Annotated in this window: 26 protein-coding genes; 21 read left to right on the top strand and 5 right to left on the bottom strand. The window is 64.5% G+C overall.

What is annotated here, in order from left to right; genetic code table 11:
• The first annotated feature begins 19 nt into the window (after positions 1-19).
• The 7 genes from asd to KY496_RS11380 all read left to right on the top strand — a co-directional run bounded on the left by asd (position 20) and on the right by KY496_RS11380 (position 8,619).
• Positions 20-1,147: an aspartate-semialdehyde dehydrogenase gene (gene asd / locus KY496_RS11415; protein ID WP_219864793.1), complete on the top strand. Its 1,128-nt coding sequence runs from the start codon at positions 20-22 to the stop codon at positions 1,145-1,147.
• A gap of 236 nt (positions 1,148-1,383) precedes the next feature.
• The gene (locus KY496_RS11410; RefSeq protein ID WP_229520502.1) at positions 1,384-4,443 is read left to right on the top strand and encodes a FimV/HubP family polar landmark protein; all 3,060 of its coding nucleotides are present in this window, start codon (positions 1,384-1,386) and stop codon (positions 4,441-4,443) included.
• Entirely contained in the window at positions 4,440-5,240 is an 801-nt protein-coding gene (truA, locus tag KY496_RS11400) for a tRNA pseudouridine(38-40) synthase TruA (RefSeq protein WP_219864792.1), read from the top strand. Before KY496_RS11410 ends, truA begins: the two co-directional genes overlap by 4 nt.
• Before the next feature lie 20 nt (positions 5,241-5,260).
• Positions 5,261-5,971 carry a phosphoribosylanthranilate isomerase gene (locus KY496_RS11395; RefSeq protein WP_005662686.1) on the top strand — a complete coding sequence of 237 codons (711 nt, stop codon included), beginning with the start codon at positions 5,261-5,263 and terminating at the stop codon, positions 5,969-5,971.
• On the top strand, positions 5,937-7,193 hold the full coding sequence (trpB, locus tag KY496_RS11390) for a tryptophan synthase subunit beta (protein ID WP_219864791.1): 1,257 nt from the start codon (positions 5,937-5,939) through the stop codon (positions 7,191-7,193). The genes KY496_RS11395 and trpB overlap by 35 nt, the downstream gene beginning before the upstream one ends.
• A gap of 73 nt (positions 7,194-7,266) precedes the next feature.
• Positions 7,267-8,067, top strand: coding sequence for a tryptophan synthase subunit alpha (gene trpA / locus KY496_RS11385; protein WP_219864790.1), 801 nt, complete (start codon positions 7,267-7,269; stop codon positions 8,065-8,067).
• 279 nt (positions 8,068-8,346) lie between these two features.
• Positions 8,347-8,619 carry a hypothetical protein gene (locus tag KY496_RS11380; RefSeq protein WP_219864789.1) on the top strand — a complete coding sequence of 91 codons (273 nt, stop codon included), beginning with the start codon at positions 8,347-8,349 and terminating at the stop codon, positions 8,617-8,619.
• A gap of 148 nt (positions 8,620-8,767) precedes the next feature.
• Here the strand turns inward: KY496_RS11380 and KY496_RS11375 are convergent, their stop codons facing one another.
• A complete protein-coding gene (locus KY496_RS11375) occupies positions 8,768-9,781 on the bottom strand; it encodes an IS110 family transposase (protein WP_005664362.1) in 1,014 nt (337 codons plus the stop codon).
• A gap of 370 nt (positions 9,782-10,151) precedes the next feature.
• On the opposite strand from KY496_RS11375, the gene accD reads away from it, so the two are divergent.
• The 7 genes from accD (at position 10,152) to KY496_RS11340 (ending at position 17,568) form a co-directional block, all read left to right on the top strand.
• On the top strand, positions 10,152-11,024 hold the full coding sequence (accD, locus tag KY496_RS11370) for an acetyl-CoA carboxylase, carboxyltransferase subunit beta (protein WP_071361846.1): 873 nt from the start codon (positions 10,152-10,154) through the stop codon (positions 11,022-11,024).
• A gap of 79 nt (positions 11,025-11,103) precedes the next feature.
• Complete coding sequence (folC, locus tag KY496_RS11365; protein ID WP_219864788.1) at positions 11,104-12,402, top strand: bifunctional tetrahydrofolate synthase/dihydrofolate synthase; 1,299 nt, start codon at positions 11,104-11,106, stop codon at positions 12,400-12,402.
• 27 nt (positions 12,403-12,429) lie between these two features.
• Positions 12,430-13,395: an SPOR domain-containing protein gene (locus KY496_RS11360; RefSeq protein ID WP_219864787.1), complete on the top strand. Its 966-nt coding sequence runs from the start codon at positions 12,430-12,432 to the stop codon at positions 13,393-13,395.
• A 14-nt stretch (positions 13,396-13,409) separates the two neighbouring features.
• Positions 13,410-13,898 (top strand): CvpA family protein, encoded by a 489-nt coding sequence (locus KY496_RS11355; RefSeq protein ID WP_005666062.1) that lies wholly within the window; start codon positions 13,410-13,412, stop codon positions 13,896-13,898.
• 64 nt (positions 13,899-13,962) lie between these two features.
• Positions 13,963-15,486 (top strand): amidophosphoribosyltransferase, encoded by a 1,524-nt coding sequence (gene purF, locus KY496_RS11350; RefSeq protein ID WP_005666063.1) that lies wholly within the window; start codon positions 13,963-13,965, stop codon positions 15,484-15,486.
• Between the two features lie 3 nt (positions 15,487-15,489).
• Positions 15,490-16,731 (top strand): cystathionine gamma-synthase family protein, encoded by a 1,242-nt coding sequence (locus KY496_RS11345; RefSeq protein ID WP_219864786.1) that lies wholly within the window; start codon positions 15,490-15,492, stop codon positions 16,729-16,731.
• Between the two features lie 120 nt (positions 16,732-16,851).
• Positions 16,852-17,568: a tetratricopeptide repeat protein gene (locus KY496_RS11340; RefSeq protein ID WP_219864785.1), complete on the top strand. Its 717-nt coding sequence runs from the start codon at positions 16,852-16,854 to the stop codon at positions 17,566-17,568.
• A 47-nt stretch (positions 17,569-17,615) separates the two neighbouring features.
• Here KY496_RS11340 and lexA read toward each other — a convergent pair whose 3' ends face one another.
• Positions 17,616-18,245, bottom strand: coding sequence for a transcriptional repressor LexA (gene lexA, locus KY496_RS11335; RefSeq protein WP_005666067.1), 630 nt, complete (start codon positions 18,243-18,245; stop codon positions 17,616-17,618).
• Positions 18,246-18,529: 284 nt separating this feature from the next.
• Here lexA and rpsF point away from each other — a divergent pair, with 284 nt between their 5' ends.
• From rpsF to KY496_RS11300, 7 genes are all read left to right on the top strand, one after another.
• A complete protein-coding gene (rpsF, locus tag KY496_RS11330; protein WP_005666068.1) occupies positions 18,530-18,922 on the top strand; it encodes a 30S ribosomal protein S6 in 393 nt (130 codons plus the stop codon).
• Between the two features lie 41 nt (positions 18,923-18,963).
• Positions 18,964-19,254, top strand: coding sequence for a primosomal replication protein N (gene priB, locus KY496_RS11325; protein ID WP_005666070.1), 291 nt, complete (start codon positions 18,964-18,966; stop codon positions 19,252-19,254).
• A gap of 31 nt (positions 19,255-19,285) precedes the next feature.
• The gene (rpsR, locus tag KY496_RS11320) at positions 19,286-19,576 is read left to right on the top strand and encodes a 30S ribosomal protein S18 (RefSeq protein WP_219864784.1); all 291 of its coding nucleotides are present in this window, start codon (positions 19,286-19,288) and stop codon (positions 19,574-19,576) included.
• 38 nt (positions 19,577-19,614) lie between these two features.
• Positions 19,615-20,067: a 50S ribosomal protein L9 gene (gene rplI / locus KY496_RS11315; RefSeq protein WP_005666073.1), complete on the top strand. Its 453-nt coding sequence runs from the start codon at positions 19,615-19,617 to the stop codon at positions 20,065-20,067.
• 109 nt (positions 20,068-20,176) lie between these two features.
• Positions 20,177-21,574, top strand: coding sequence for a replicative DNA helicase (locus tag KY496_RS11310; RefSeq protein WP_005666075.1), 1,398 nt, complete (start codon positions 20,177-20,179; stop codon positions 21,572-21,574).
• Positions 21,575-21,664: 90 nt separating this feature from the next.
• The gene (locus tag KY496_RS11305) at positions 21,665-22,291 is read left to right on the top strand and encodes a DUF47 domain-containing protein (protein WP_005666076.1); all 627 of its coding nucleotides are present in this window, start codon (positions 21,665-21,667) and stop codon (positions 22,289-22,291) included.
• A 22-nt stretch (positions 22,292-22,313) separates the two neighbouring features.
• Entirely contained in the window at positions 22,314-23,324 is a 1,011-nt protein-coding gene (locus KY496_RS11300) for an inorganic phosphate transporter (RefSeq protein ID WP_071361852.1), read from the top strand.
• A 64-nt stretch (positions 23,325-23,388) separates the two neighbouring features.
• On the opposite strand, the gene KY496_RS11295 is transcribed toward KY496_RS11300, so the two are convergent.
• From KY496_RS11295 to KY496_RS11285, 3 genes are all read right to left on the bottom strand, one after another.
• Entirely contained in the window at positions 23,389-24,279 is an 891-nt protein-coding gene (locus KY496_RS11295; RefSeq protein WP_219864783.1) for an MBL fold metallo-hydrolase, read from the bottom strand.
• A gap of 109 nt (positions 24,280-24,388) precedes the next feature.
• A complete protein-coding gene (locus tag KY496_RS11290; RefSeq protein WP_219864782.1) occupies positions 24,389-25,663 on the bottom strand; it encodes an RNA polymerase sigma factor in 1,275 nt (424 codons plus the stop codon).
• Positions 25,660-26,058, bottom strand: coding sequence for a YciI family protein (locus KY496_RS11285; protein WP_219864781.1), 399 nt, complete (start codon positions 26,056-26,058; stop codon positions 25,660-25,662). The genes KY496_RS11290 and KY496_RS11285 overlap by 4 nt, the downstream gene beginning before the upstream one ends.
• Positions 26,059-26,069: the final 11 nt, after the last annotated feature.

Below are 26,069 nucleotides of genomic sequence, written 5' to 3'. Positions count from 1 at the left end.
ACAACTCCAAGGGAAGATGATGAAATTAGTAGGTCTGGTAGGTTGGCGCGGCATGGTCGGCTCGGTCCTCATGCAGCGCATGCAAGAGGAAGGCGATTTCGACCACATCGAGCCGGTGTTCTTCACCACCTCGAATCCGGGCGGCGCCGCGCCGAAGATGGCGAAAAACGAAACTACCCTGAAAAGCGCGACCGACATTACTGAACTGTCGAAATGCGAAATCATCATCTCCTGCCAGGGCGGCGACTACACCAGCGAAGTATTCCCGAAGCTGCGCGCGGCCGGCTGGAACGGCTACTGGATCGACGCCGCGTCGACGCTGCGCATGAACGATGACGCCGTCATCGTGCTGGATCCGGTCAATCGCAGCGTGATCGACGCCGCGCTGGCGAAAGGCGTGAAAAACTACATCGGCGGCAACTGCACCGTGTCGTGCATGCTGATCGGCCTGGGCGGCCTGTTCGAGCAAGGCCTGGTCGAGTGGATGACCTCCATGACCTACCAGGCGGCATCGGGCGGCGGCGCCCAGCACATGCGCGAACTGCTGACCCAGTTCGGCACGATCAACAATTCGGTCAAGTCGCTGCTCGACGATCCGGCCTCGGCCATCCTCGAGATCGACCGCACCGTGCTGGCGACCCAGCATGGCTTATCAAGCGATGAAACGAAGCAGTTCGGCGTGCCGCTGGCCGGCAACCTGATCCCGTGGATCGACAAGGACCTGGGCAACGGCCAGTCGAAAGAAGAGTGGAAGGCCGGCGCCGAGACCAACAAGATCCTGGGCCGCGGCGCGGGCTTCGATACCAGGGCGATCCCTGTGGACGGCCTGTGCGTGCGCATCGGCGCCATGCGCTGCCACTCGCAGGCGCTGACCATCAAGCTGACCAAGGACGTGCCGCTGGACGAGGTCAATGACATCATCGCCAAGCACAACCAGTGGGTGAAGGTGGTCCCGAACACCCGCGAAGCGTCGATGCGTGACCTGTCGCCGGCAGCCGTCACCGGCGGCCTGGGCATCCCGGTCGGCCGCCTGCGCAAGATGTCGATGGGCGACGATTACCTGTCGGCCTTCACGGTCGGCGACCAGCTGCTGTGGGGCGCGGCCGAACCGCTGCGCCGCATGCTGCGCATCGTGCTTGAGCGCTGATCCCGGGAAACCATTCCCGATCGTTGCCTTGATGGCAACTGACATGCAATCCGAATATCGAATGCCCCGTCTACGGGGCATTCGCTTTGAAGAAGGTGCATACTCCCGTCGTCCGGGTGCGTCGAGACCTTGCGTGCTCCAGAGCATGATGTTATGTTGAGACTCCGGGAAACCGCCTTTCCCTCGGCCAACTCATTTCGCTGCTAACTATGCATTCTTCGCACCAATCTCCGCTCGTGGCAACCGCGCTGAAATCGATCACCGCCGCCGTGGCCAGTGCAGTGTTCCTCACTTCCGCCGCCACTGCAGCCGGGCTGGGGAAATTGACGGTGCTGTCGGCGCTTGGCCAGCCGCTGCGCGCCGAGATCGAGCTGACGGCCGGCGCCGGCGAAGACCCGGCAAGCATGGCGGTCAAGCTGGCTTCGCCCGAAGCCTTCCGCGCCGCGAACATCGAATTCAACCCGGCCCTGCTGTCGCTGCGCTTCGCGGTCGAAGAGCGGGGCGGACGCCAGGTGATCCGGGTCAGCTCGACCCAGCCGCTCAACGAGCCCTTCGTCGACATGCTGCTGGAGCTGACCTGGAATAACGGCCGCCTGGTGCGCGAATACACCTTCCTGCTCGACCCGGCCGAGATGCGCACGACGCAGCCGGCCCAGGTGGCGGCGGCGCCGCAGAATCGGCCCGCCGCGCCGCGCGCGTCGTCCACGCCTGCCGCGCCGGCTGCCTCGGCTGCAACTGCGGCTCCGGCGGAAGAGGCGCGCATCGCCGCCGCCCGCCGCGGCGCCGAACGCCAGGCGCGCGAAGCCCAGGCGCGCGCAGCCCAGGACAGCTACCGCGTGCGCCGCGGCGACACGCTCAGCGGGATCGCGCTCGACGTCAAGCCGGCCGACATCTCGCTCGACATGATGCTGGTGGCGCTGTACCGCGCCAATCCCGACGCCTTCATCGGCAACAATATGAACCGCCTGAAGTCGGGCCAGATCCTGAGCATCCCGGATGCCGATTCGGTGCGCGGCGGCGCCAGCCAGGGCGAGGCGCGCGGCGTGGTGGTGGCCCATGCGGCCGACTTCGACGCCTACCGCAACAAGCTGGCCGGCCAGGTGGCCAGCAGCGCGCCGAGCGCCACGCCGCAGGGCGGCCAGAGCGCCAGCGGCCGCGTCACCGCCCGCGTCGAGCAGCAGCCGACCGCCGTCAGCGAAGCGCAGGACAAGCTGCAGCTGTCCAAGGCGACGCCGGGAGGGGCCGGCGCGCCGGCCGACGGCACCGCCAGCGTCGAGGACACGGTGGCCAAGGAGCGCGAACTGGCGCAGGCCGAGGCGCGCGTGAAGGAACTCGAACGCAACGTCAACGAACTCGAAAACCTGATGACGGTGCCGAGCCGTGGCGGCGCCGAGGCCGAGCAGGCCGCCGCCGCCGCTGCGGCCACGGCCGCCGCAGAGAAGCCGGCGGCCAAGCCCGCGCCGCGCCCGCGTCCGCCAAAGCCGGCCCCGGCGGAGGAAAAAAGCTTCGTCGACACCATCCTGGACAATATGCTCTACATCGGCGCCGGCGCGCTGGTGCTGCTGCTGGCCGCGCTCGGCATTTCCCAGCGCCGCAAGCGCAATGCGCAGGCGGTCAAGCCGGTGCCGGCCGAACCGTCGGTGCTGGGCGTGCCCGGCGCCAGCGCCCACTCGCTGTTCGCCGAAAGCGGGGGCCAGAGCGTGGACACGAACAACAGCGTGTTCAACTCCAGCTTCGCGCCATCGGCCAGCCAGCTCGACACCAACGAGGTCGACCCGGTCGCCGAAGCCGACGTCTACATCGCCTATGGCCGCGACGCCCAGGCCGAGGAAATCCTGAAGGAAGCGCTGCGCGTTCATCCGGAACGCCATCCGGTGCGCCTCAAGCTGCTCGAGATCTATGCCACCCGCAAGGACGTGCGCGCCTTCGAAGCCCAGGCGCGGGAGCTGCATGCCTTCACCGGCGGCCAGGGCGACGAATGGGCCCAGGCCGCGGCGCTGGGCTTGAGCCTGGACCCGAACAATCCGCTGTATGCGAACGCCGCCCCGGCTTCGAGCCCGACGCCGTCGCCGCAGGAGCGCAACCAGCAGGCGATCCTGTCGCAGCAGTTCGAGGACGCCTTCCGTGGCGGCCCGTCGGTGGGCGCGGGCGCCGCAGCCGGCGCGGCTGCCGGCATTGCGGCCGGCGCCGGTGCCATGGCCCTGGACAAGGACGACGAAGACCGCACGGCCGCGCCACAGGCCGACCTTGCGCCGGACGAACGCACCGAAGCGCGCAACGACGACAACACGCTCGACTTCGACCTCGGCGGCCTGGCTTTCGAGCCGGTGACGAATACCGACGCGGCGCCGCCGGCGGCCAGCCGTCCTGACCCGGATGCGACCGCCGTGCCGGACCTGGAATTCGATATGGCGCCGTTCGCCGCGCCAGGCAGCGCGCCAGAGCAGGGCAAGGCCGCGCCGGACGCGAACGACCTCGATTTCGACATGGACTTCGACGCCCCGGCGACCGCCCAGCCGGCGGCGACCGCAGCCACGGTCGACGACGACGACGACTTCACGCTCGACCTGTCGCCGCAGTCGCAAGTGCAGGCGACCCCGGTCGACATGGCCGGCCTGGCCAGGGACTTCGACGGCTTGCCGCCGCTGCCGGGCAGCACACCGCAGCCGACCGTGGCGCAAGCCGATCCGCTGCGCGACCTCGATGCCATGGATTTTTCCGCTCCCACCACGCCGGTGACGCCGGCCGCATCAGGCTTGGATGAGGCTCCTGCGCGCCCGGCGCCGGCCAGCACGTCGGAAGATCCGCTGTTCGACCTGGACAGCATGGACTTCGGCACGCCGGACGAGGCGCGCACGGCAGGCGGCGCCGAACCGAAGGACTTCGGTGCGCGCGTAGACGATCCGTTCGACATGTTCGACCTGCCCGAGGCCCCGGCCCCGGTGCCGGCGCCGCAGGAAGTGTCGGCCCGCGATGCCTTCGAACCTGCTTCGGCTCCCCCTTCGGCGCCAGCCGACGACAAGGCCGCGCCATCGTTCGACCTGGCCGACTTCGACCTCGACCTGCCGCCCGAGCCAGCCACCGCGCAGCCGCTGGATGCGGCCGGTGCGACCGCCGAAGCGCCGGGCCAGATGTCGCCCGAGCACATGGAGATGGAGACCAAGCTCGATCTCGCCATCGCCTATCAGGAGATCGGCGACAAGGAAGGCGCGCGCGAGCTGCTGGACGAAGTCATCAAGGGCGGCAATCCCGAACAGGTCGGCAAGGCCAGCGCGATGAGGGAACTGCTGGCGTGACCCGTATCGCTTTGGGTGTCCAGTACATCGGCACCGGTTGGAACGGCTACCAGAAACAGCCGGAACGAAACACCGTCCAGGACCGTCTCGAGATCGCGCTGGAGAAGTTCGCCTGCGTCCCGCTGCACACCACGTGCGCCGGCCGCACCGACGCCGGCGTGCACGCCATCGAGCAGGTCGTCCATTTCGATACCGACCTGGCGCGCCCGGCCCAGTCGTGGGTGCGCGGCGTGAATGCCTTCCTGCCCGAGTCGATCGTGGTGCGCTGGGCCGCCGTGGTGGAGCCCGACGCGGAAGGGCAGGATTTCCACGCCCGTTTCTCGGCCCGCTCGCGCACCTATCACTACGTGCTCTACAACCATCCGAACCCGTCGGCGCTGCTGGCCAAGCGGGCAGGGTGGGTGTTCCGTCCGCTCGACGTCGAGCGCATGCGCGAAGGCGCGCGGCACCTGATCGGCACCCACGATTTCTCGAGCTTCCGCGCCAGCGGCTGCCAGGCGAACACGCCGGTGAAGGACATGCACGAGGTGAGCATCGCGCGCCATGGCGACATCATCGTGTTCACCCTGCGCGCCAGCGCCTTCCTGCACCATATGGTGCGCAATATCGTCGGCTCGCTGATCTATATCGGCACCGGCCGCAACGAGCCGGCGTGGATGCGCGAGGTGCTCGAAGCCCGTTCGCGCGACGCCGCCGCGCCGACCTTCATGCCGGACGGCCTGTATTTCGCGAAGATCGAGTACGATCCGAAGTGGAAGCTGCCGCAGGAGGACGCCACGCCCCTGCCGTGGCTGTGATCGATTTTCCAGGAATAGCCATGCGACGTACCCGAATCAAGATCTGCGGCATCACCCGCGAGCAAGACCTGCGCGCGGCGGTCGAGCAGGGCGCCGACGCGCTCGGCTTCGTCTTCTATCCGAAGAGCCCGCGCTACATCACGCCGGCGCGCGCGGCCGAGCTGTGCGCGATCCTGCCGCCGTTCGTGAGCGGCGTCGCGCTGTTCGTGAACCCGACCCTGGACGAGGTGCGCGCGGTGGCAGGCAGCATGCCGCTGGGGCTGATCCAGTTCCACGGCGACGAAACGGCCGAGGAGTGCGCCGCCATCGCGGCGGAAGTAGAGCGGCCTTTCGTGCGCGCCTACCGCATCAAGCCTGACACGCCGCCCGCGGCTTTGCTAGAATGCGAATCTGCATACCGCGCCGCCAGTCCATGGTTCTCGGGCCTCCTGCTCGACACCTGGGTGGATGCTTACGGCGGCGCAGGAAAGGTCTTCGATTGGTCTCTTATTCCAAAAGAGCTCGCGCCTCGGGTCGTTTTGAGTGGTGGGTTGAGCGTACACAACGTCCTTGAGGCGACCGAACGTGTTCGTCCCTTTGCCGTCGACATCAGCAGTGGTGTCGAGGAAGCGAAGGGGATCAAGGATGCCCGCAAGATCGCCGCCTTCGTGGCGGCGGTGCGGGCAGCCGATGCCACCATCGATAGCGAGTCGCACCATGACCACCAAAGACACCATCACGGCCCAGCTTAACGCTGCGCCCCTGTTCAAGACCCCGGATTACGCCCTGCCCGATGCGGTCGGGCACTTCGGCCCCTATGGCGGCAGCTTCGTCGCCGAAACCCTGTCGCACGCGCTGGCCGAGCTGAACGAGGCCTATGCGAAGTATGCGCAGGATCCCGAGTTTCTCGAGGAATTCCGCTACGAGCTGGCCCACTTCGTCGGCCGTCCGTCGCCGGTGTATCACGCGCGGCGCTGGTCCGAGCTCGCCGGCGGCGCCCAGGTCTATTTCAAGCGCGAAGACCTGAACCACACGGGCGCGCACAAGATCAATAACGTGATCGGCCAGGCCCTGCTGGCGCGGCGCATGGGCAAGCAGCGCATCATCGCCGAGACCGGCGCCGGCCAGCACGGCGTGGCCACCGCCACCATCTGCGCGCGCTTCGGCCTGGAGTGCGTGGTCTACATGGGCGCGGAAGACGTCAAGCGCCAGGCGCAGAACGTGTACCGCATGAAGCTCTTGGGCGCGACCGTGGTGCCGGTGGAATCGGGCTCCAAGACCCTGAAGGACGCGCTCAACGAGGCGATGCGCGACTGGGTCACGAATATCGAAAACACCTTCTACATCATCGGCACGGTGGCGGGCCCACATCCGTATCCGATGATGGTGCGCGACTTCCAGTCGGTGATCGGCGAGGAATGCCGCGTGCAGATGCCGGCCATGGCCGGGCGCCAGCCTGATTATGTGGTCGCCTGCATCGGCGGCGGCTCGAACGCGATGGGTATTTTTTACCCGTATATCGGTGAGCCGGGCGTGCAGCTGGTCGGCGTCGAGGCGGCGGGCGAGGGGCTCGGTTCGGGCAAGCATGCGGCTTCGCTGACGGCCGGCATGCCGGGCGTGTTGCACGGCAACCGCACGTATCTGCTGCAGGACGAGAACGGGCAGATCATCGAGACGCACTCGGTGTCGGCCGGCCTCGATTATCCGGGCGTCGGTCCGGAACACGCCTGGCTGAAGGATTCGGCGCGCGCGCAGTATGTGTCGATCACCGATGAAGAGGCGCTGCAGACCTTCCACGACTGCTGCCGCATCGAGGGGATCATTCCAGCGCTGGAGTCGTCGCATGCGATCGCGTATGGCGTGAAGCTGGCGGCGACCCTGCCGAAGGACAAGATCATCCTGGTCAACCTGTCGGGCCGCGGCGACAAGGACATGCACACGGTGGCGCAGCGGATGGGGATGGATTTCGGCTGAAATCCCGTTTCATCCGGCTCCAGCCGCATTCGGCTGGAGCGCCGCACCATTCGTATTTCATAAGGAAAACAGCATGTCCCGCATCGCATCCACTTTTACCGCGCTCAAGGCGCAAGACAAAACCGCCCTGGTGACCTTCATCACCGCCGGCGACCCCGGTCCAGAGCTGACCGTCCCGCTGATGCACGCCCTGGTGGCGGGCGGCGCCGACGTCCTGGAGCTGGGCGTGCCGTTCTCGGACCCGATGGCCGAAGGCCCGGTGATCCAGCGCGCCTGCGAGCGCGCGCTCAAGTTCAATATCGGCCTGAAGGACGTGTTCGCCTTCGTGCGCGAATTCCGCCAGACCGACGCCACCACTCCCGTCGTGTTGATGGGGTATGCCAACCCGATCGAGCGCATCGGCCAGTCTGAATTCATCCGCTGCGCGAAAGAGGCGGGCGCTGACGGCGCCATCGTCGTCGACTATCCGCCGGAAGAATGCGCCGATTTCGCCGCCGCCATGCGCGACAACGGCCTCGACCTGATCTTCCTGCTGGCGCCGACGTCGACCACCGAGCGCGTGAAGCAGGTGGCCCAGTACGGTGGCGGCTTCAGCTACTACGTCTCGCTCAAGGGTGTGACGGGCTCCGGCGCGATCGACACCGACGACGTGGCGCGCCGCGTGAGCGCCATCCGCGAACACGTGAAGCTGCCGATCGGCGTCGGCTTCGGCATCCGCGACGGCGCGACCGCGAAGGCGGTGGCGCAGGTGGCCGACGCGGTCGTGATCGGCAGCCGCATCATCCAGGAAATCGAAGCGCACCCCGCAAGCGAGGCCGTGGAGGCCGTCCGCAGCTTCACCTCCGGCATCCGCACCGCCCTCGACGCGCGCTAAGCCGCTAATGAGGGTCAGCGTCGAATTATTGAGCAATTTCTTGGCTCAGTATTGTCATTTAATTCGACACTGACCCTCCTTGAGGTTTCGTAGCAGACATTACCCAACAATGAGGGGCAGAGTCGACTTGTTTGACAACTTTTCGTTGGTCTGTTCATGCAACCCATTCTCATTCGCCGTTAATTGTCATCCCGCAAGCTCAGGTTTGCTCCTGCGCTATTCTTTTAGAAGTTGCTTCAAGTAAATTGTGTCTTCCATTTTCAATTTCGGGAGGACTCAGTGAACATTCGCATCAAACGCGTCGGCGTCGCCCAATGCGCCAAGATGATTGCCGGGATTTATTTCGTCATTTCGCTGCCCATCGTTGCCATTGTCTTGCTGCTGGCGATGGCAACGGGGAAGGCCAGCATCGGCATCGGCGGCCTGATACTGCTTCCTTTCGTTTACGCATTCGTCAGCTACCTGGCTGGGCTGTTAAGTGCGTGGATCTATAACCTCGTGGCCGATCGGATTGGTGGTTTCGAGTACACCACGGCGGAAATCACCTCCTGAGCCGGTAGTCGACACATTACTACAGACATATTGGCCAATAATTCGATGCTGACCCTCATTGTTGGGCTATTGATTACCTTCTAGTAGCGCGTGACCCTGTCCCTAATATGAGTGAAAGGAATTTGTATTAAAAAAAGAACGACGAGGGTCAGATACCGTCTTGGATTGCAAGGTTTTTGTGAAGGTAATTGGCGTCAAATGGCTTGCCGGTTCGAACGACGCCGTAGATCAGATGCGCTAGCTTATGGGTAACAGCGCTGATCACTGCTCGCTTGGCCATGCCGTTCGCTAATAGGCGTTCGGCGAATTGATGCAGGATTGGATTGTGTCGGCGTGCGACCATACTGGGCATGAAAAGCGCTGCCCGTAGCGATGTGCTGCCGGTTTTGCAGAGCATTGTGCGGCCTTTGAGCGACGTGCCCGAGGTTCGCTGTTTGGGTGTGACGCCCAGGAAGGCAGCGAAGGCTTTCGCGTTTTTGAAGCGACGAATGTCGCCAAGATGGCCAAGTATGCGGGCAACCGTCGTCATCCCCAGCCCAGGGATACTGGCGATGAGTGCGGCATCGTTCTTCAATCCTGGATGGCGATCAATGTGATCGTCGATATCATCCTGCAGCTTTCGAATCTCGGCATCAAGCCATTTGATGTGCTCAGCGACGTTGTCGGCAACGTCTTGTAAGCCTGCCACGATGTGCGCTTCTATGCGGTTCTGTTCCTGCTGCCGAATGTCCTTCAGGGACTGCACGCGCAAGGTCCATGCACGCAGCTGGCGCTGCTCAAGCGGCGGCGCAACCCAAGGCTCCGGATTCATCGCCGCGCAATAACGCGCGATCAAGGCAGCGTCGATTTCGTCATTCTTGTTGCGGATGTTCTCGCCCGATCCAAAGCCCTTGATACAGGCTGGATTAACCACGCTGACCTTGAATCCCTCAGCGTGGAGCGTCGTGGCGATCGCCTCGTAGTACACACCTGTCGCCTCCATACAGATGTGCAGCGTCGCCAGCGATGCTTTGGAGTCACGTAACCACTCCACCAGCGCACGATGCCCTGCGGATGTGTTATCGAATACCTTCGCCTTCAACTTCCCATTGATCAGCAAGGCCAAGTCTAGCTTCTTCTTGCTGACATCGATTCCCAGCACGTCATTACGTGTCGTGTTCATTTTTGGCCTCTCTCGTATGCGGGCTCCACGCCGTGTGCGATGGCCCAAGATACCGTTCGGACTAACAAAATGAAACGGGCAGAGGCACCTATCTGACCCACGTGCTCAACGGCACTCGAGTCGTTCGGCATCACTCCGCCCGACCGCTTCGTCGCCATCATAGACCAGCTCCGCCGCGGCACCTTCAATATACGAGAGTCGATTTATCGGGTAACTCCGAAAGTTGTCAAACAATTCGACTCTGACCCTGCTTTGCGGGCGGGAAGGTGGGGATGTCAAACAGGCAATTGGCAGCTTGCTACGATTCGACAAGCCGGGCTTGAGCGGCTACACTACCGCCACCTGAAAGATTTGCCGCAAAGGAGAGAACATGAGTTGGTTGGAAAAGCTGCTGCCCCCTCGGATCCAGCGCTCCGATGCCGCTAACCGCAAGACCATGCCGGAAGGCCTCTGGGTCAAGTGCCCGTCGTGCGAGTCGGTGCTGTACCGTGCGGACATCGAGTCCAATCTGCACGTGTGCCCGAAGTGCGACCACCATATGCGCATCCGCGCCCGCGACCGCCTCGACGCCTTGCTCGATGAAGGCGGCCGCTACGATATCGGCCAGGAGACCCTGCCGGTCGATACGCTGAAGTTCAAGGACAGCAAGAAATATCCGGATCGCCTGAAGGCGGCCATGGACGCCACCGGCGAAACCGATGCGCTGATCGTGCAGGGCGGTTCGATCATGAGCCTGCCGGTCGTCGTGGCCTGCTTCGAATTCGAATTCATGGGCGGCTCGATGGGTTCCGTCGTCGGCGAACGTTTCGTGCGCGGCGCGCAAGTGGCGCTCGAGCAGAAAGTGCCGTTCATCTGCATTACCGCCACCGGCGGCGCCCGCATGCAGGAAGGCCTGCTGTCGCTGATGCAGATGGCCAAGACCACCGCCATGCTGACCAAGCTGTCCGAAAAGAAGCTGCCGTTCATTAGCGTGCTGACCGACCCGACCATGGGCGGCGTCTCGGCCTCGTTCGCCTTCATGGGCGACGTCGTCATCGCCGAACCGAAGGCCCTGATCGGCTTCGCCGGTCCGCGCGTGATCGAGAACACCGTGCGCGAGAAATTGCCAGAAGGTTTCCAACGCGCCGAGTTCCTGGTCACCAAGGGCGCCGTCGACATGATCGTCGACCGCCGCAAGATGCGCGAAGAAATCGCGCGCCTGCTGGCCCTGCTGCAAAACCAGGCGACCGAAGTCCTGGCCTGATAGACACAAGGGCGACTTCGGTCGCCCTTTCAGCTTGTGCGCCCGTGCAGGGCCGCCGAGCACATCGATCGTATTCACCATGTCCCCACTTCCCACCACCTTGCCCGATTGGCTGGCCCTGCTCGAGTCGCGCCATGCCGAAACCCATATCGACATGGGCCTGGACCGCGTGCGCGCCGTCAAGGAGCGCTTGCAGCTGGCCTTCGATTGCCCGGTGATCATGGTCGCCGGCACCAATGGCAAGGGTTCCACCTGCGCGATGCTCGAATCGGTGCTGCTGCAGTCCGGCTACCGCGTCGGCCTCTACATCAAGCCGCACTTCCTCGACTTTAACGAGCGCGCCCGCATCAATGGCGAGATGGCATCAAGTGAAGCGCTGGTCGATGCCTTCAATGCGGTCGAAGCCGCCCGCGCCGGCACCGACCTGACGTATTTCGAATTTACCACCCTGGCCATCGCCCACCTGATCTCGAAGAGCGGCGTCGACGTCGCCATCCTCGAGGTCGGCCTGGGCGGACGCCTGGACGCGGTCAACGTCATCGACGCCGACGTTTCCATCGTCACCAGCATCGATATCGACCACACGGCCTACCTGGGCGATACGCGCGAGCAGATCGGCTTCGAGAAGGCCGGTATCTTCCGTCCTGGCAAGCCGGCGATCTGCAGCGACCCGGTGCCGCCGCAATCGCTGATCGACCATGCCGAGAAAATCGGCGCCGACCTGTGGCTGCTCGGCCGCGACTTCAACTACCAGGGCGACCAGCAGCAGTGGAGCTATGGCGGCCGCGGCCAGCGCCGCAACTCGCTGGCCTATCCGGCCCTGCGCGGCGCCAACCAGCTGCTCAACGCCTCGGCCGCGCTGGCCGCGCTCGAGGCGCTGCGCATGCAGCTGCCGTGCGGCGCCCAGGAAACCCGCGCCGGCCTGGCCCTGGTCGAACTGCCGGGCCGGTTCCAGGTGCTGCCGGGCCGTCCGACCCAGGTGCTGGACGTCGCCCACAATCCCCACGCCGCCGCCACCCTGGCCCAGAACCTGGGCAATATGGGCTTCCACCGCTTCACGTACGCCGTGTTCGGCATCATGGACGACAAGGACATCGAGGCGGTGATCGCGCCGATGGCCGGCTTGATCGATCACTGGTGCGTGACCGGGCTCGATTCGCCGCGCTCGGCCGAGCCGGAAGCGCTGGCCGACAAGCTGCGCGAACTGAAGCCGGCCGGCGCCAAGGATGACGATTTTTCTGTGAGCAGTTTCGCAACGCCAGCCGAGGCCTATGCGAATGCGCTGAGCCGGGCAGGGGAGAATGATAGAATTGTGGTCTTTGGCTCTTTCTACACGGTTGCAGGCGTCATGGCGGCGCGTAAATCGAGTCTTCACTGACCTTCTTCACCCTATTACCTGAACCACATGGGCTTGTTCTCGTTCGGCAATAAAAACAAGCAAGAAACTGTCCGGGACAGCGGGCACTTCGTCAAGGACGACGACGCCGCTTATACCGAGCGCGCCCGCTCCAAGCGTGCAAGTTCCGCGGGCGAGGCGGGTCGCCGCACCAGCCGCGGCGACCCGATCCTGCCCGAAAAGAAGCGCGCCCGCCGCCGCCTCGTCGGCGCCATCGCGCTGGTCCTGGCGGCCGTCGTCGCGCTGCCGATGCTGCTCGATTCCGAGCCCAAGCCGTTGGCCACCGACATCGCCATCCACATCCCGGACAAGGACAAGGCAGCGCCGCTGCCGGTGCCGTCCGAGCAGGTGGCGCCGATGGCCAGCGTCGACAGCGACGAAGAGATCATCGAGCCGGCGCCTGCGGCCACCGGCCCTGCGGCCGGTGTCCCCGCAACCGACGCCCGCGTGACGGCCCCGGCGGCCAACGATCCGCCGCCGATGCGCATGCTGGAACAGGCCGAGCCGCCGAAACCGGAGCCAAAACCCGAGCCGAAGCCCGAACCGGTCAAGCCGAAGGCCGAACCGAAGCCCGAACCGGTGAAGCCTGAGCCGAAGCCGGAACCGAAACCCGAGAAGAAACCCGAGCCAGCGAAGAAACCGGCCGAGACCCATCCGAAGGCCGAGCAGGTCGCCAAGCCCGCGCCGAAGGACGACGCCGCGCGCGCCATGGCCATCCTCGAAGGCAAGGCGGCCGAGCCGCAGAAGGCGCAAGGCCCGGCGCCACGCTTCGTGGTGCAGGTCGCCGCCCTGGCCAGCCAGGAAAAGGTCGCGGAATTGCAGGAGCGCCTGCGCGGCGCCGGCATCGCGTCGTTCACCCAGAAGTCGGGCGAACTGATCCGTGTGCGGATCGGTCCGTTCAGCAAGGAAGAAGCCGAGAAAACGCGCGCCAAGCTGGGCGGCATCGGCCTGTCCGGCACCATGGTGCCGCTCTGATCTTGCTCTGAAGCGTGACGATTTTCGATTACCTGGTGCTGTTCGTGCTGATCGCCTCCGTTGTCATCAGCACCCTGCGCGGCCTGGTCAAGGAAATCCTGTCGCTGCTGGGCTGGATCGTCGCCTTCGTGGTGGCCAATGCCTATGGCGCCGGGCTCGCGCCGCTGCTGCCGGAAGTGATTCCCGGCGACACGGCGCGCCTGATCGTGGCCTTCATCGCGCTGTTCCTGGGCGTGCGTATCCTGATGGGCCTGCTGTCGCTGGCGATCGGCGCCCTGGTGGAAGCCACCGGGCTCTCGCTGGCGGACCGCGGCCTCGGGGGATTGTTTGGATTGGCGCGCGGCGTTGTAATCGTGCTGGCCGGCGTCATATTGTGTGGGATGACGGACATTCCGAAGCAGGCATTCTGGCAAGAGGCCCTGTTGTCGCCGATCGCCGAGACCGGCGCCCGTACCGTCAAGCCCTTCCTGCCCGCTGCCATGGCGCAGCACGTGAATTTTTGACCAGCATTCCTCAGTCGTAGAACTTTTTTCTGTAATCAAGCACTCAAGCTTTTAGGAGCACACCATGTGTGGCATCGTCGGCGTCGTCTCTCACTCTCCCGTCAACCAGTTGCTGTATGACGCATTGCTGCTGCTGCAGCACCGCGGCCAGGATGCGGCGGGCATTGCGACCAATCACAGCAGCATGTTCTCGATGTTCAAGGCCAACGGCCTGGTCCGGGACGTGTTCCGCACCCGCAATATGCGTTCGTTGTCGGGCAATAGCGGCATCGGCCACTGCCGCTACCCGACCGCCGGTTCGTCGAGCGAGGAAGAAGCGCAGCCGTTCTACGTCAATGCGCCGTTCGGCATCACGCTGGCCCACAACGGCAACCTGACCAACCAGGCCCAGCTGAAGGACGAGCTGTTCCGCAACGACCGCCGCCACATCAACACCGATTCCGACTCCGAAGTGCTGCTCAACGTGCTGGCCCACGAGATGCAGGAAGCGGCCGACGGCTATACGCTCGACGCCGATGCGGTGTTCAAGGCGGTCGCCGCCGTGCACCGCCGCGTGCGCGGCGCCTACGCCGTGGTGGCGCAGATATCGGGCCACGGCATGCTGGCCTTCCGCGATCCGTTCGGCATCCGCCCGCTGTGCCTGGGCGTCAACGAGACCGAGCAGGGCAATGAGTACCTGGTGGCCAGCGAATCGGTCGCCCTGGAGGGCCTGGGCTTCCGTTTCGTGCGCGACATCGCGCCGGGCGAAGCGGTCTTCATCGACGAAAACAACCAGCTGCACGAGCGCCAGTGCGCCGAGAACCCGTCGCTCAACCCGTGCGCCTTCGAGTTCGTCTACCTGGCCCGTCCGGATTCCGTGATCGACGGCGCCTCGGTGTACGCCACCCGCCTGCGCATGGGCGAGTACCTGGCCGACAAGGTCAGCAAGGAGATCCCGGTCGACGAGATCGACGTCGTGATGCCGATCCCCGATTCCTCGCGCCCTGCCGCGATCCAGCTGGCGCTGAAACTCGGCGTGGAGTACCGCGAGGGCTTCATCAAGAACCGCTACATCGGCCGCACCTTCATCATGCCGGGCCAGGGCATGCGCAAGAAGTCGGTGCGCCAGAAACTGAACGCCATCAGCTCCGAGTTCAAGGACAAGAACGTGCTGCTGGTCGACGACTCGATCGTGCGCGGCACCACCAGCCGCGAGATCGTGCAGATGGCGCGCGAAGCCGGCGCCCGCAAGGTGTTCTTCGCCTCGGCCGCGCCGCCGGTGCTGTACCCGAACGTGTACGGCATCGACATGCCGACCCGCGACGAGCTGATCGCCCATGGCCGCACGGTCGAGGAAGTGTGCCGCGAGATCACGGCCGACCGCGTGGTGTACCAGGACGTCGACGCGCTCAAGCGCGCGATCTCGGACGTCAATCCGGCGCTGAAGAACTTCGAGGCCTCGTGTTTCGACGGCGTCTACGTCACCGGCGACGTGACCCCCGAATACCTGGACCGCCAGGAATCGGCGCGTCACAATCCGAAGTCGAAGGACGCCGAGGACAAGGTGCGCACCCAGCTCAACCTGAATCCGCCGGTGGCGGCCGAGTAAACCATGTCGGATAACAAGCACTACGGTTTCACGACCACCATCCTGCACAACGATCGCCGCAAGACGATCGAGCAGGGTTCGCTGCACAAGCCGGTGCACACCTCGGTCGCCTTCGGCTATGCCGATGCGCGCCAGCTGGCGTCGGTATTCCAGGGCAAGGAGCCGGGCTTTCGCTACGGCCGCCAGGGCAACCCGACGGTGTCGGCCCTGGAAGACAAGATCAGCAGGATGGAAGACGGCGTCGCCACCCTGTGCTTCGGCACCGGCATGGCGGCGATCGGCGCGCTGTTCCAGGCGCTCCTGAAAGCCGGCGACCACATCGTCTCGTCGAGCTTCCTGTTCGGGAACACCAACAGCCTGTGGCAGACGGTGGCGGCCCAAGGCGTCGACGTCGCTTTCGTCGACGCCACCGACGTGGCCCGGGTGGAAGCGGCGCTGCAGCCGAACACCCGTATGGTGTTCGTCGAGACCATCGCCAATCCGCGCACGCAGGTGGCGGACCTGGCGCGCATCGGCGAACTGTGCCGCGCGCGCGGCATCCTGTACGTGGTCGACAACACGATGACCACGCCCTGGCTGTTCCGTCCCAGGGACGTGCACGCCGGGCTGGTGGTCAATTCGCTGACCAAGTCGATCGGCGGCCACGGCATCGCGCTGGGCGGCGCGCTGACCGACACGGGCCTGTTCGACTGGGCCGCGTATCCGAACATCGCCCAGAACTTCCGCAAGCAGCCGAGCGCCGCGCAAGGCATGGCCCAGCTGCGGGCCAAGGCGCTGCGCGACTTCGGCGCCGCGCTGGGGCCGGAGGCGGCGCACCACATCGCGGTCGGCGCCGAGACGCTGGCCCTGCGCATGGAGCGCACCTGCGCCAATGCGCTGGCGCTGGCGACGATGCTCCAAGCCGACGACCGGGTCGCCGCCGTGCATTACCCGGGCCTGGCCTCGCACCCGCAGCATGCGATCGTCGAGACGCTGTTCCGCTCCGGCGGCTCGCTCTTGAGCTTCGAGCTGAAGGACGAGATCGACCCGTTCGACTACCTGAACCGCCTCAAGTTGGCGATCCCGGCCTCGAACCTGGGCGACAACCGCACCCTGGTGATTCCGGTGGCGCACACGATCTTCTTCGAGATGGGCCCCGAGCGGCGCGCCAGCATGGGCATCGCGGAAGGCCTGATCCGGGTGTCGGTGGGCATCGAGGACACCGCCGACCTGGTCGGCGACTTCCGCCAGGCGCTGGATGCGTAAAGCCAGGTAAAACTGTCCTGATCGGGCCGGCAAATGCCGGCCTCGTCATTTTTGCGGTTGAGCCCAGCCGTAAAACACGGCTATCATGGACTTTTACCAGCCCAGCCTTACGGTATGCCCATGAAACGAATCCTGTCCTGCCTGTTCCTCGCGGTGTCCTTCGCAAGCGGTGGCGCCGCCTTCGCCGGCGAACTCGAGGATGCCAACGCCCTGTTCGAGAAGAAGGACTATGCGGGCGCGCTCAAGCTGTACACCAAGCTGGCCAATGCCGGCAATCCACAGGCCCAGCAGCAGCTGGGCCAGATGTACTGGTATGGCGAAGCCGGCGCGGTCGACGAGGCAAAGGCGAAGGAGTGGTTCGAAAAGTCGGCCGCCAAGGGCAATAAGGTCGCCGCCGACTCGCTCGTGATCATGCAGCAGCGCGTCCTTCGCCGCGCCGAGATCGACTACTGGATCAAGGGCTACGATGGCGCCGAGCTGCAGTCGGGCGAATACCGCTGCCCGTTGCCGCGCATCCCGGCGGTGTCGAAGATCAATGAAGAGATCGAGCGCGTGAACAACGCCGTGACCAGCTGGCAGGATTGCTACAACAAGATGGTGACCAACCTGAACGCGCAGTCGCCGCTGACCAAGCGCATCCCGCCCGACATCGCCAAGCTGATGAACAAGCAGGAAACCGAGGCCTCGACCGCCTATCTGGAGGCGGTGCGCCAGAACATCGCCGAGGGAGCGAAAGTCAATTCGAAGATGGTATTGGCCGATTTCGCCGCCTGGCGCAGCGCGACCGAGGCCTTCGTGGACCAGCATAATGCGGTGGTCAACAAGGCCAAGCAATAATAGTGAATGCCGGCCCGCAGGCCGGCGTGCTCAAGAGGTGAAGCCGATCAGTTCCAGCTACGCATCAACCCAACCGCCAGTCCCTCGAGCGCAAACTCTTCGTCGGGCGTGACTTCGATGACCTTGAAGTCGGGGTTCTCGGGCAGCAGTTCGACCAGGTCGCCGGTCTTGCGGTAGCGCTTGACGGTGACTTCCTCGCCCAGGCGGGCGACGACGATCTGGCCGTTCTTGGCGCTATCGATTTTCTTGACCGCCAAAAAGTCGCCATCCATGATGCCGGCGTCGCGCATCGACCAGCCTTTTACCTTGAGCAAGAAGTCGGGCCGCGCCGCGAACATCGCGGTGTCGACGTTATAGGTCGCTTCGACGTGTTCTTGCGCCAGGATCGGATTGCCGGCGGCGACGCGACCGACCAGCGGCAGCGACATCAGGGAAGGTGGCGGCATCGGGATCTGCTCGACGCTGGCGCCGACCAGGCGGATGCCGCGCGAAGTGCCCGGCGAAATCTCGATCGCGCCCTTGCGCGCCAGGGCTTGCAGGTGTTCTTCGGCCGCATTGGCCGAACGGAAGCCCAGTTCGGCCGCGATTTCGGCCCGGGTCGGAGGGAAACCCGTGTTCTCGATCGCTTCCTTGATCAGGTTAAGGATCTGTTCTTGCCTTGCAGTGAGCTTGAGCATAAATAATCTTGCAGCAACGGGTTGTAGAGGTAGACTGTATTTTTGTACAGTATTCTGCTATACGCAAGTGATATACACGAAAAAGCGCAAAAAAAGCGCGCACAAGACAAAAAATAGGGCTTCCATGGGCCTAATTGTCGAGTGAGCGCGGCGCCGCGATGGGGCGCTTGACAGCCAAGTTCCCTTTTTGCCCATTTCACGCTATACTAGCTGGCTGTTCCCTTCCCACACTCGTCTTGACGCCGAGGTGGGCATTTATGTAAAACGTCCTCAAGGAGTAATGCATGCGTCATTATGAAATCGTTTTTATCGTCCATCCGGACCAGAGCGAGCAAGTCCCGGCGATGATCGAGCGTTACAAGACCACGGTGACCAGCCGCGGCGGTAACATCCATCGCGTGGAAGACTGGGGCCGCCGCCAGATGGCTTACCAGATCCAGAAGCTGCCAAAAGCTCACTACATCTGCCTGAACATCGAATGCGACAACGAGACCCTGGTCGAGCTGGAAACCGCATTCAAGTTCAATGATGCCGTTCTGCGTCATCTGACCGTCAAGATGAAGAAAGCAGAAACCGCACCGTCGCCGATGATGAAATCGGTGCAGCGCGAAGACGCAGCCAAGAGCCACCGTGCAGAAGCAGCCGCTCCTGCAGCTGCCCCGGCCGCCGCTGCCTAAGATTTTTTCCAGGAATTCGTAACAAGCAGTAGTAGAACCGGGTGAATCAGCTCCAGCTCGTGGCGACCATCGCCGAGCGTGACGTACTGCGCTACACCCCGGCCGGCGTGCCGATCGTTTCAGCCGTCCTGATGCACAGTTCGCATCAGCGCGAGGCGGGGATCGATCGCCTGGTCGAGTTCGAAGTTCCCGCGTTCGCCGCGGGCGAGATTTCGGGCAGGTTCGGAAACGCCGAGCTCGGCGCCAGCTACCGCTTCGATGGATTCCTCGCACGAAAAAATCGCAACAGCAAAGCCCTGGTGTTTCACATCATTGATTTCAGTGCCGCCTAGTTCGGCAATTTAGATATACAGGAGCCTCGAAATGGCATTCGGTAAAAAGTTCGACAAAAACAAAGCCAAAGAAAAACTGAAGCGCAAGCAGCAGAACCCGCTGTTCAAGCGCAAGAAATTCTGCCGCTTCACCGCCGCCGGCGTTGAGCAGGTCGACTACAAAGACGTCGACACCCTGAAGGACTTCGTCCAGGAAAACGGCAAGATCATGCCAGCACGTCTGACCGGCACCAAGGCGCACTACCAGCGTCAGGTCGACGCCGCCATCAAGCGCGCCCGTTACCTGGCGCTGCTGCCGTACACCGACCTGCACCACGGTTAATCGTCGGTCACGACAGTCAGATATCCTGGAGATAAAACATGCAAGTTATTCTGTTGGAAAAAGTTATCAACGTCGGCAACCTGGGCGACGTCGTCAAAGTCAAGGATGGTTACGCACGTAACTTCCTGATCCCACAAAAGATGGCACGCCGCGCTACCGCGTCGGCAGTGGCCGAGTTCGAAGCCAAGCGCGCCGAACTGGAAAAAGCAGCCGCCGAGAAGCTGGCAGCCGCCCAAGCCCAAGGCGACAAGCTGAGCGGCCTGACCGTCACCATCGGCCAGAAGGCCGGCGTCGACGGCCGTCTGTTCGGTTCGGTCACCAACGCGGACATCGCTGAAGCGCTGACCAAGCAGGGCTTCCCGGTCGAAAAAGCTGCCGTTCGCCTGCCGAACGGCCCGCTGAAGACCACCGGCGAATTCCCGGTTGCAGTCGCCCTGCACACCGACGTCGTGTCGGAAATCACCATCGCTGTCGTGGGCGAAGCTGCCTAAGCGAATGCTGAACTGAAGTAAAAGCAGTACACGAAAAAGCCGGGTTCTCCCGGCTTTTTTGCTTTTGAAACTCACCAATTATGACAGCCGTGTGACAGGAGAAGGTATAATGCCGCCCATGAACGCAGCACCCTCAGACCCGCAGATCGAAGCCCTGCGCATCCCCCCGCACTCCATCGAAGCAGAGCAGTCCGTCATCGGCGGCCTGCTGCGCGATAATGCCGCCTGGGACCGCATCGCCGACTTCATGCATGCGGAAGACTTCTACCGTTACGATCACCGCATCATCTTCGAACAGATGGTCCGCCTGATCAACGCCGGCAAGCCGGCCGACGTGATCACGGTCTATGAAGCCTGCAACCAGCTCGGCAAGGCCGAGGAAGTGGGTGGCCTGCAATACCTGAACGCGATGGCGCAGAACACGCCGTCGGCCGCCAATATCCGCCGCTACGCCGAGATCGTGCGCGACCGCGGCATCCTGCGCCAGCTGATCACCGTCGCCGACGAGATTTCCGGCAATGCCTTCAATCCGCAGGGCAAGGAAGTCAAGCAGATGCTCGACGAGGCGGAATCGCGGATCTTCGCCATCGCCGAGCAGGGCGCCCGCGGCGCCCAGGGCTGGCTGGCGGTGCAGCCGCTGCTGACCCAGGTGGTCGAGCGCATCGACGAACTGTACTCGCGCGAGAACCAGGGCGAGATCACCGGCGTGCCGACCGGCTTCATCGACCTCGACCGCATGACCTCCGGCCTGCAGCCGGGCGACCTGGTCATCGTCGCCGGCCGTCCGTCGATGGGCAAGACCGCGTTCTCGGTGAACATCGGCGAGAACGTCGCGATCGAGGCCGGCCTGCCGGTCGCCGTGTTCTCGATGGAGATGGGCGGCGCCCAGCTGGCCATGCGTATGCTCGGCTCGGTCGGCCAGCTCGACCAGCACCGCCTGCGTACCGGCCGCCTGCACGACGAGGACTGGCCGCGCCTGACGCACGCCATCCAGAAGATGAACGATGCCCAGCTGTACATCGACGAAACCCCCGCATTGAATCCGATCGAGATGCGCGCGCGGGCCCGCCGCCTGGCGCGCCAGTGCGGCAAGCTGGGCCTGATCATCGTCGACTACCTGCAGCTGATGCAGGGTTCGAAGCCGGGCGACAACCGCGCCTCCGAGATTTCCGAGATCTCGCGCTCGCTCAAGGGCCTGGCGAAGGAGCTGCAGTGCCCCGTGATCGCGCTGTCGCAGCTGAACCGCTCGCTGGAACAACGCCCCAACAAACGTCCCGTGATGTCCGACCTGCGCGAATCCGGCGCTATCGAACAGGATGCGGACGTGATCATCTTCCTGTACCGCGACGAAGTCTATAACCCGGATTCGCCTGACAAAGGCACCGCCGAGATCATCATCGGCAAGCAGCGTAATGGCCCGATCGGGGCGATTCGTCTGACCTGGATTGGCCAATACACCAAGTTTGGCAATTACAGCGGCAACCTGTCTATCTACCAGGGCGACTAAGCCGCATAGCGCGGCCAGCGTCACGCCGCATACCATGCCGTCGCTTTTCCCGGAGCGTCGGCAATACCGAGAGAAAAACGGAGAAAAACAATGTTTGGACGCTTTTTGCCTAAAGAAGGCAATTTCTTTGAACTGTTCAACCAGCACGCGGCCTTGTGCGTGAAGGGTGCCCATGAAATGGTCGGCCTGATGACCAATTTCGACGATCTGGAAACCCGTACCCATGCGGTCGAAACGATCGAAAAACAGGCCGACAAGATCACCTACGCCACGGTCGACCTGCTGCACAAGACCTTCATCACTCCGCTCGACCGCGACGACATCCACAAGCTGATCACGCGCATGGACGACATCCTGGACATGATGGAAGACGCGGCCCAGACCGTTTCCCTGTACGACCTGCATGCGGTGACGCCGGAGGCGAAGCGCCTGGCCGAGCTGTGCCTGTCGTGCTGCCTGAAGGTGCAGGAAGCGGTCTCGATGCTGCACGACATGGACAATGCGCCAAAGATCGTCGCCATCTGCGAAGAGATCGACCGCTTCGAGTCGGACGCCGACCATGTGATGCGCGCCGCCATGTCCAAGCTGTTCCGCGACGAACCGGACGTGCGCAACCTGATCAAGATGAAGGCGATCTACGAGATCCTGGAAACCGTGACCGACCGCTGCGAAGACGTGGCCAACATCATCGAAGGCATCATCGTCGAAAACGCGTAAGCGTCGTTCGAGCGAAACAACCATGGATACTGTTAACATCAGCATTTATGTGCTGGGCATGCTGGTGGTGCTGGCACTCATCTTCGACTTCATGAACGGCTTCCACGACTCGGCGAACTCGATCGCCACCGTCGTGTCGACCGGCGTCCTGAAGCCGCAGCATGCCGTCGCGATGGCCGCCTTCTTCAACTTCATCGCGATCTTCGTGGTCAACATGAAGGTCGCGCAGACCATCGGCAAGGGCACCATCGACCCGAGCGTGGTCGATCACTACGTCATCTTCGGCGCCCTGGTCGGCGCGATTTCCTGGAACCTGATCACCTGGTATTACGGCATCCCGTCCTCGTCCTCGCACGCCCTGATCGGCGGCCTGGTGGGCGCCGCTGTGGCCAAGGCCGGCACCGGCTCGCTGATCTCCGGCGGCCTGCTCAAGACCGTCGCCTTCATCGTGGTCGCGCCGCTGCTGGGCTTCGTGCTCGGTTCGGTGATCATGCTGATCGTGGCCTGGGTCTTCGTGAAGGCGACGCCGCGCAAGGTCGACGGCCTGTTCCGTAAACTCCAGCTGGTCTCGGCCGCGGCCTACTCGCTGGGCCACGGCGGCAACGATGCACAAAAAACCATGGGCATCATCTGGATGCTGCTGATCGCCGCCGGTTACGTCAGCGCCAACGACGCCCATCCGCCGGCCTGGGTCATCATCTCGTGCTACGCCGCGATCGCCTTCGGCACGCTGTTCGGCGGCTGGCGCATCGTCAAGACCATGGGCCAGAAGATCACCAAGCTCAAGCCGGTGGGCGGCTTCTGCGCCGAGACCGGCGGCGCGATGACGCTCCTGATGTCGAGCGCCTTCGGCATCCCGGTGTCGACCACCCACACCATCACCGGCGCGATCGTCGGCGTGGGCGCCGCGCAGAAGGCCTCGGCCGTGCGCTGGGGCGTGGCCGGCAACATCGTGTGGGCCTGGATCTTCACCATTCCGGCATCGGCGTTCATCGCCGCGGTGGCGTGGTGGGTGGGCACCCACATCATGTGACAAGCGCTGGGCGCAACGAAAAAGCGGAGCTGAATGGCTCCGCTTTTTTTACGCCTTGCGCGATCTACCCGAGATCGACTTCCAGTCCCTCGTAGGCGAGGAAGACCTGCAAGCCATCCAGCCGCCCCTCGTAGCGCGCCATCACCCCGGCAAACACCGCTTCCAGTTCGTCGTCCCCGCGCGTCGGTTCGTGATGCGTGCAATAGAGCGTGCGCGCGCCCACCCGCAGCGCCATGTCGAACGCGCCGTCGAAGGTGCCGTGGCCCCAGCCGAGCTTGGACGGGTATTCCTCGCGCGTGTAGGAGCAATCGACGATCAGGGCGTCCACGCCGCGCATGACGGCGTCCATGCGGCGTTCGCGCTCGCGCAGCTGTTCCTCGCAGGCGGCGTGCTCGGCGCTTCCGGCCGGGTGCGGGTTGGGCCAGGGCTCATGGTCGCCGGTGAAGAACAGCGACTTGCCGTTGCAGTCGATGCGGTAGCCGAGATTGAGCACCGGATGGTTCATCGCCACGTTCGACACCACGGCGTCTTCCAGCGCGATCGGCACGCCGACATCGAGCGTGCGATAGTCGAGGGTGGCGCTCATCTGCGCTTCGCCGACCGGAAAATAGCTGTTCTGCAGCTGCGCGTTCATCACGTGTTCGATGCCGTAGCCCGTGATTTCGTCGTGGGCGCCGTGCAGGCGCACCCGGTTGCCCTTGACGAACAAGGGCGCGAAGAAGGGCAGGCCGTGGATGTGGTCCCAATGGCTGTGGGTGATGAAGATATTGGCCGCCACCGGCCCTTGCTGGACCAGGTGCTGGGCCAGCGGGAACAGCCCGGTGCCGCCGTCCAGGATCAGGAGGGCGCCGGCGTCGGTGCGCACCTCGATGCAGGTGGTGTTGCCGCCGTAGCGCGCGGTGCGCGGACCCGGCGAAGGGATCGATCCACGCACTCCCCAGAACCGGAATTTCATTGCTGCTCTCCCGTCACGATCACTTGAGTTTTATTCTATCCAGCCTCGATCATAGCGGTATGTATCCTTCCGGCATAGACATCAATTAACGCGCAGTATTTGTTCAGGATCAGGCATCGGACGCATCGCGCACCCGCGCCAGCAGCAGTTCGCGCTCGGCCGCATTGGCGGCGAGCGCGGCCGCGCGCGCGAATTCGGCGCGGGCTTCCGGCCGGCGGCCGAGCTTGAACAGCAGGTCGCCGCGCACACTCGGCAGCCAGTGGTAGCCGTCCAGCCGGCCATCCGCAAGCAGCCGGTCGGCCAGCGCCAGGCCGGCCGCGGGGCCGTCGGCCATGCCCACCGCCACCGCGCGGTTGAGCTCGACGACGGGGGAGGGCTGGACCACGGCCAGTTCGCCGTACAGGTCGGCGATGCGGCGCCAGTCGGTCAGCCCGGCACGATGCGCGCGCGCGTGGCAGGCGGCGATCTCGGCCTGCAGCACATAGGAAGCACGCGGGGCGCCAATGCGCGCGGCGCGCTCGAGGGCGGCCAGGCCGCGCCGCACCAGCACGCCGTCCCAGCGCGCGCGGTCCTGGTCGAGCAGCAGCACCGGCCGCCCGGCCGCGTCCAGGCGCGCCGCCATGCGCGACGCCTGCAGTTCCATCAGCGCCACCAGGCCATGCACCTCGGGTTCGTTCGGCGCCAGCTCGGCCAGGATGCGACCCAGGCGCAGCGCCTCGTCGACCAGGGCCGGGCGCATCCAGTCGTCCCCCGCCGTGGCGGTATAGCCTTCGTTGAAGATCAGGTAGACCGCCTCCAGCACGGCGCCCAGGCGCTGGCCCAGCTCGGCTGGTGGCGGCAGTTCGAACGGCACCTTCGCCTCGCCCAGGGTGCGCTTGGCGCGCACGATGCGCTGGGCCATGGTGCTCTCTGGCACCAGGAAGGCGCGCGCGATCTCGGCGGTGGCCAGGCCGCCGAGCAGCTTGAGCGTCAGGGCCAGGCGCGCGTCGAGCGACAGCACCGGGTGGCAGGCGGTGAACATCAGGCGCAGCAGGTCGTCCTTGACCACGTCGTTGCGCCGGGCGTCGAGGTCGTCCACGAAATCCGGCACTGTCAGGGCCTCCTGGGCCTCGAGGTCGAGGCCGATCTGTTCCAGTTTCTGGCGCAGGCTGCGGTCGCGCCGCAGCAGGTCGAAGGCGCCGTTGCGCGCGGCCGTGAGCAGCCAGGCGCCGGGACGGTCGGGGATGCCGTCGTGCGGCCAGCGCTCCAGCGCCGCCACCAGGGCGTCCTGGGCCAGCTCCTCGGCCAGCCCGACGTCGCGCACGATGCGCGCGACGCTGCCGACGATGCGGCCGGATTCGATCCGCCACAGCGCGGCGATGGTGTCCTCGACCCTGCCTGTCATTGCGCCCGCATGCGTTCGATGGTTTCGGTGGGGGCGAAGTCGTCCAGCTCGAACAGCTGGCGCACCTCGATCTCGGCTTCCAGGCCGGGGCCGCGCGGGTTGGGAAAGCGGCGCGTCCATTCGAGCGCTTCCTCGCGCGAGCGGACCTGGATCAGGGTATAGCCGGCGATCAGCTCCTTGGTCTCGGCAAACGGGCCGTCGACGACGCGCCGTCCGTCGCCTTCGTAACGGATGCGCCAGCCCTGGCTGGTGGGCTTGAGCCCATTGCCGTCGAGGAGCACGCCGGCGCGCGCCAGTTCCTGGTGGTAGTCGTTCATTTCGGCGAGCAGCGGCTCTTGCGGCATCTCTCCCGCTTCGGACGCGGCGCTGGCCTTGACGATGATCATGAATCGCATGGGGTTCTCCG

Source organism: Massilia sp. NP310 (assembly GCF_019443485.1).
Lineage (GTDB): Bacteria > Pseudomonadota > Gammaproteobacteria > Burkholderiales > Burkholderiaceae_D > Telluria > Telluria timonae.
The sequence above is the reverse complement of the archived record's forward strand: the minus strand, read 5'-3'. Positions and strand labels throughout refer to the sequence as shown.

Coding starts and splice junctions, on each gene's coding strand:
- asd (WP_219864793.1), top strand. CDS start 20: ATGAAATTAGTAGGTCTGGTAGGTTGGCGCGGCATGGTCGGCTCGGTC.
- KY496_RS11395 (WP_005662686.1), top strand. CDS start 5,261: ATGCGACGTACCCGAATCAAGATCTGCGGCATCACCCGCGAGCAAGAC.
- trpB (WP_219864791.1), top strand. CDS start 5,937: ATGACCACCAAAGACACCATCACGGCCCAGCTTAACGCTGCGCCCCTG.
- trpA (WP_219864790.1), top strand. CDS start 7,267: ATGTCCCGCATCGCATCCACTTTTACCGCGCTCAAGGCGCAAGACAAA.
- KY496_RS11375 (WP_005664362.1), bottom strand. CDS start 9,781: ATGAACACGACACGTAATGACGTGCTGGGAATCGATGTCAGCAAGAAG.
- accD (WP_071361846.1), top strand. CDS start 10,152: ATGAGTTGGTTGGAAAAGCTGCTGCCCCCTCGGATCCAGCGCTCCGAT.
- folC (WP_219864788.1), top strand. CDS start 11,104: ATGTCCCCACTTCCCACCACCTTGCCCGATTGGCTGGCCCTGCTCGAG.
- KY496_RS11360 (WP_219864787.1), top strand. CDS start 12,430: ATGGGCTTGTTCTCGTTCGGCAATAAAAACAAGCAAGAAACTGTCCGG.
- purF (WP_005666063.1), top strand. CDS start 13,963: ATGTGTGGCATCGTCGGCGTCGTCTCTCACTCTCCCGTCAACCAGTTG.
- KY496_RS11345 (WP_219864786.1), top strand. CDS start 15,490: ATGTCGGATAACAAGCACTACGGTTTCACGACCACCATCCTGCACAAC.
- KY496_RS11340 (WP_219864785.1), top strand. CDS start 16,852: ATGAAACGAATCCTGTCCTGCCTGTTCCTCGCGGTGTCCTTCGCAAGC.
- lexA (WP_005666067.1), bottom strand. CDS start 18,245: ATGCTCAAGCTCACTGCAAGGCAAGAACAGATCCTTAACCTGATCAAG.
- rpsF (WP_005666068.1), top strand. CDS start 18,530: ATGCGTCATTATGAAATCGTTTTTATCGTCCATCCGGACCAGAGCGAG.
- rpsR (WP_219864784.1), top strand. CDS start 19,286: ATGGCATTCGGTAAAAAGTTCGACAAAAACAAAGCCAAAGAAAAACTG.
- rplI (WP_005666073.1), top strand. CDS start 19,615: ATGCAAGTTATTCTGTTGGAAAAAGTTATCAACGTCGGCAACCTGGGC.
- KY496_RS11310 (WP_005666075.1), top strand. CDS start 20,177: ATGCCGCCCATGAACGCAGCACCCTCAGACCCGCAGATCGAAGCCCTG.
- KY496_RS11305 (WP_005666076.1), top strand. CDS start 21,665: ATGTTTGGACGCTTTTTGCCTAAAGAAGGCAATTTCTTTGAACTGTTC.
- KY496_RS11300 (WP_071361852.1), top strand. CDS start 22,314: ATGGATACTGTTAACATCAGCATTTATGTGCTGGGCATGCTGGTGGTG.
- KY496_RS11295 (WP_219864783.1), bottom strand. CDS start 24,279: ATGAAATTCCGGTTCTGGGGAGTGCGTGGATCGATCCCTTCGCCGGGT.
- KY496_RS11290 (WP_219864782.1), bottom strand. CDS start 25,663: ATGACAGGCAGGGTCGAGGACACCATCGCCGCGCTGTGGCGGATCGAA.
- KY496_RS11285 (WP_219864781.1), bottom strand. CDS start 26,058: ATGCGATTCATGATCATCGTCAAGGCCAGCGCCGCGTCCGAAGCGGGA.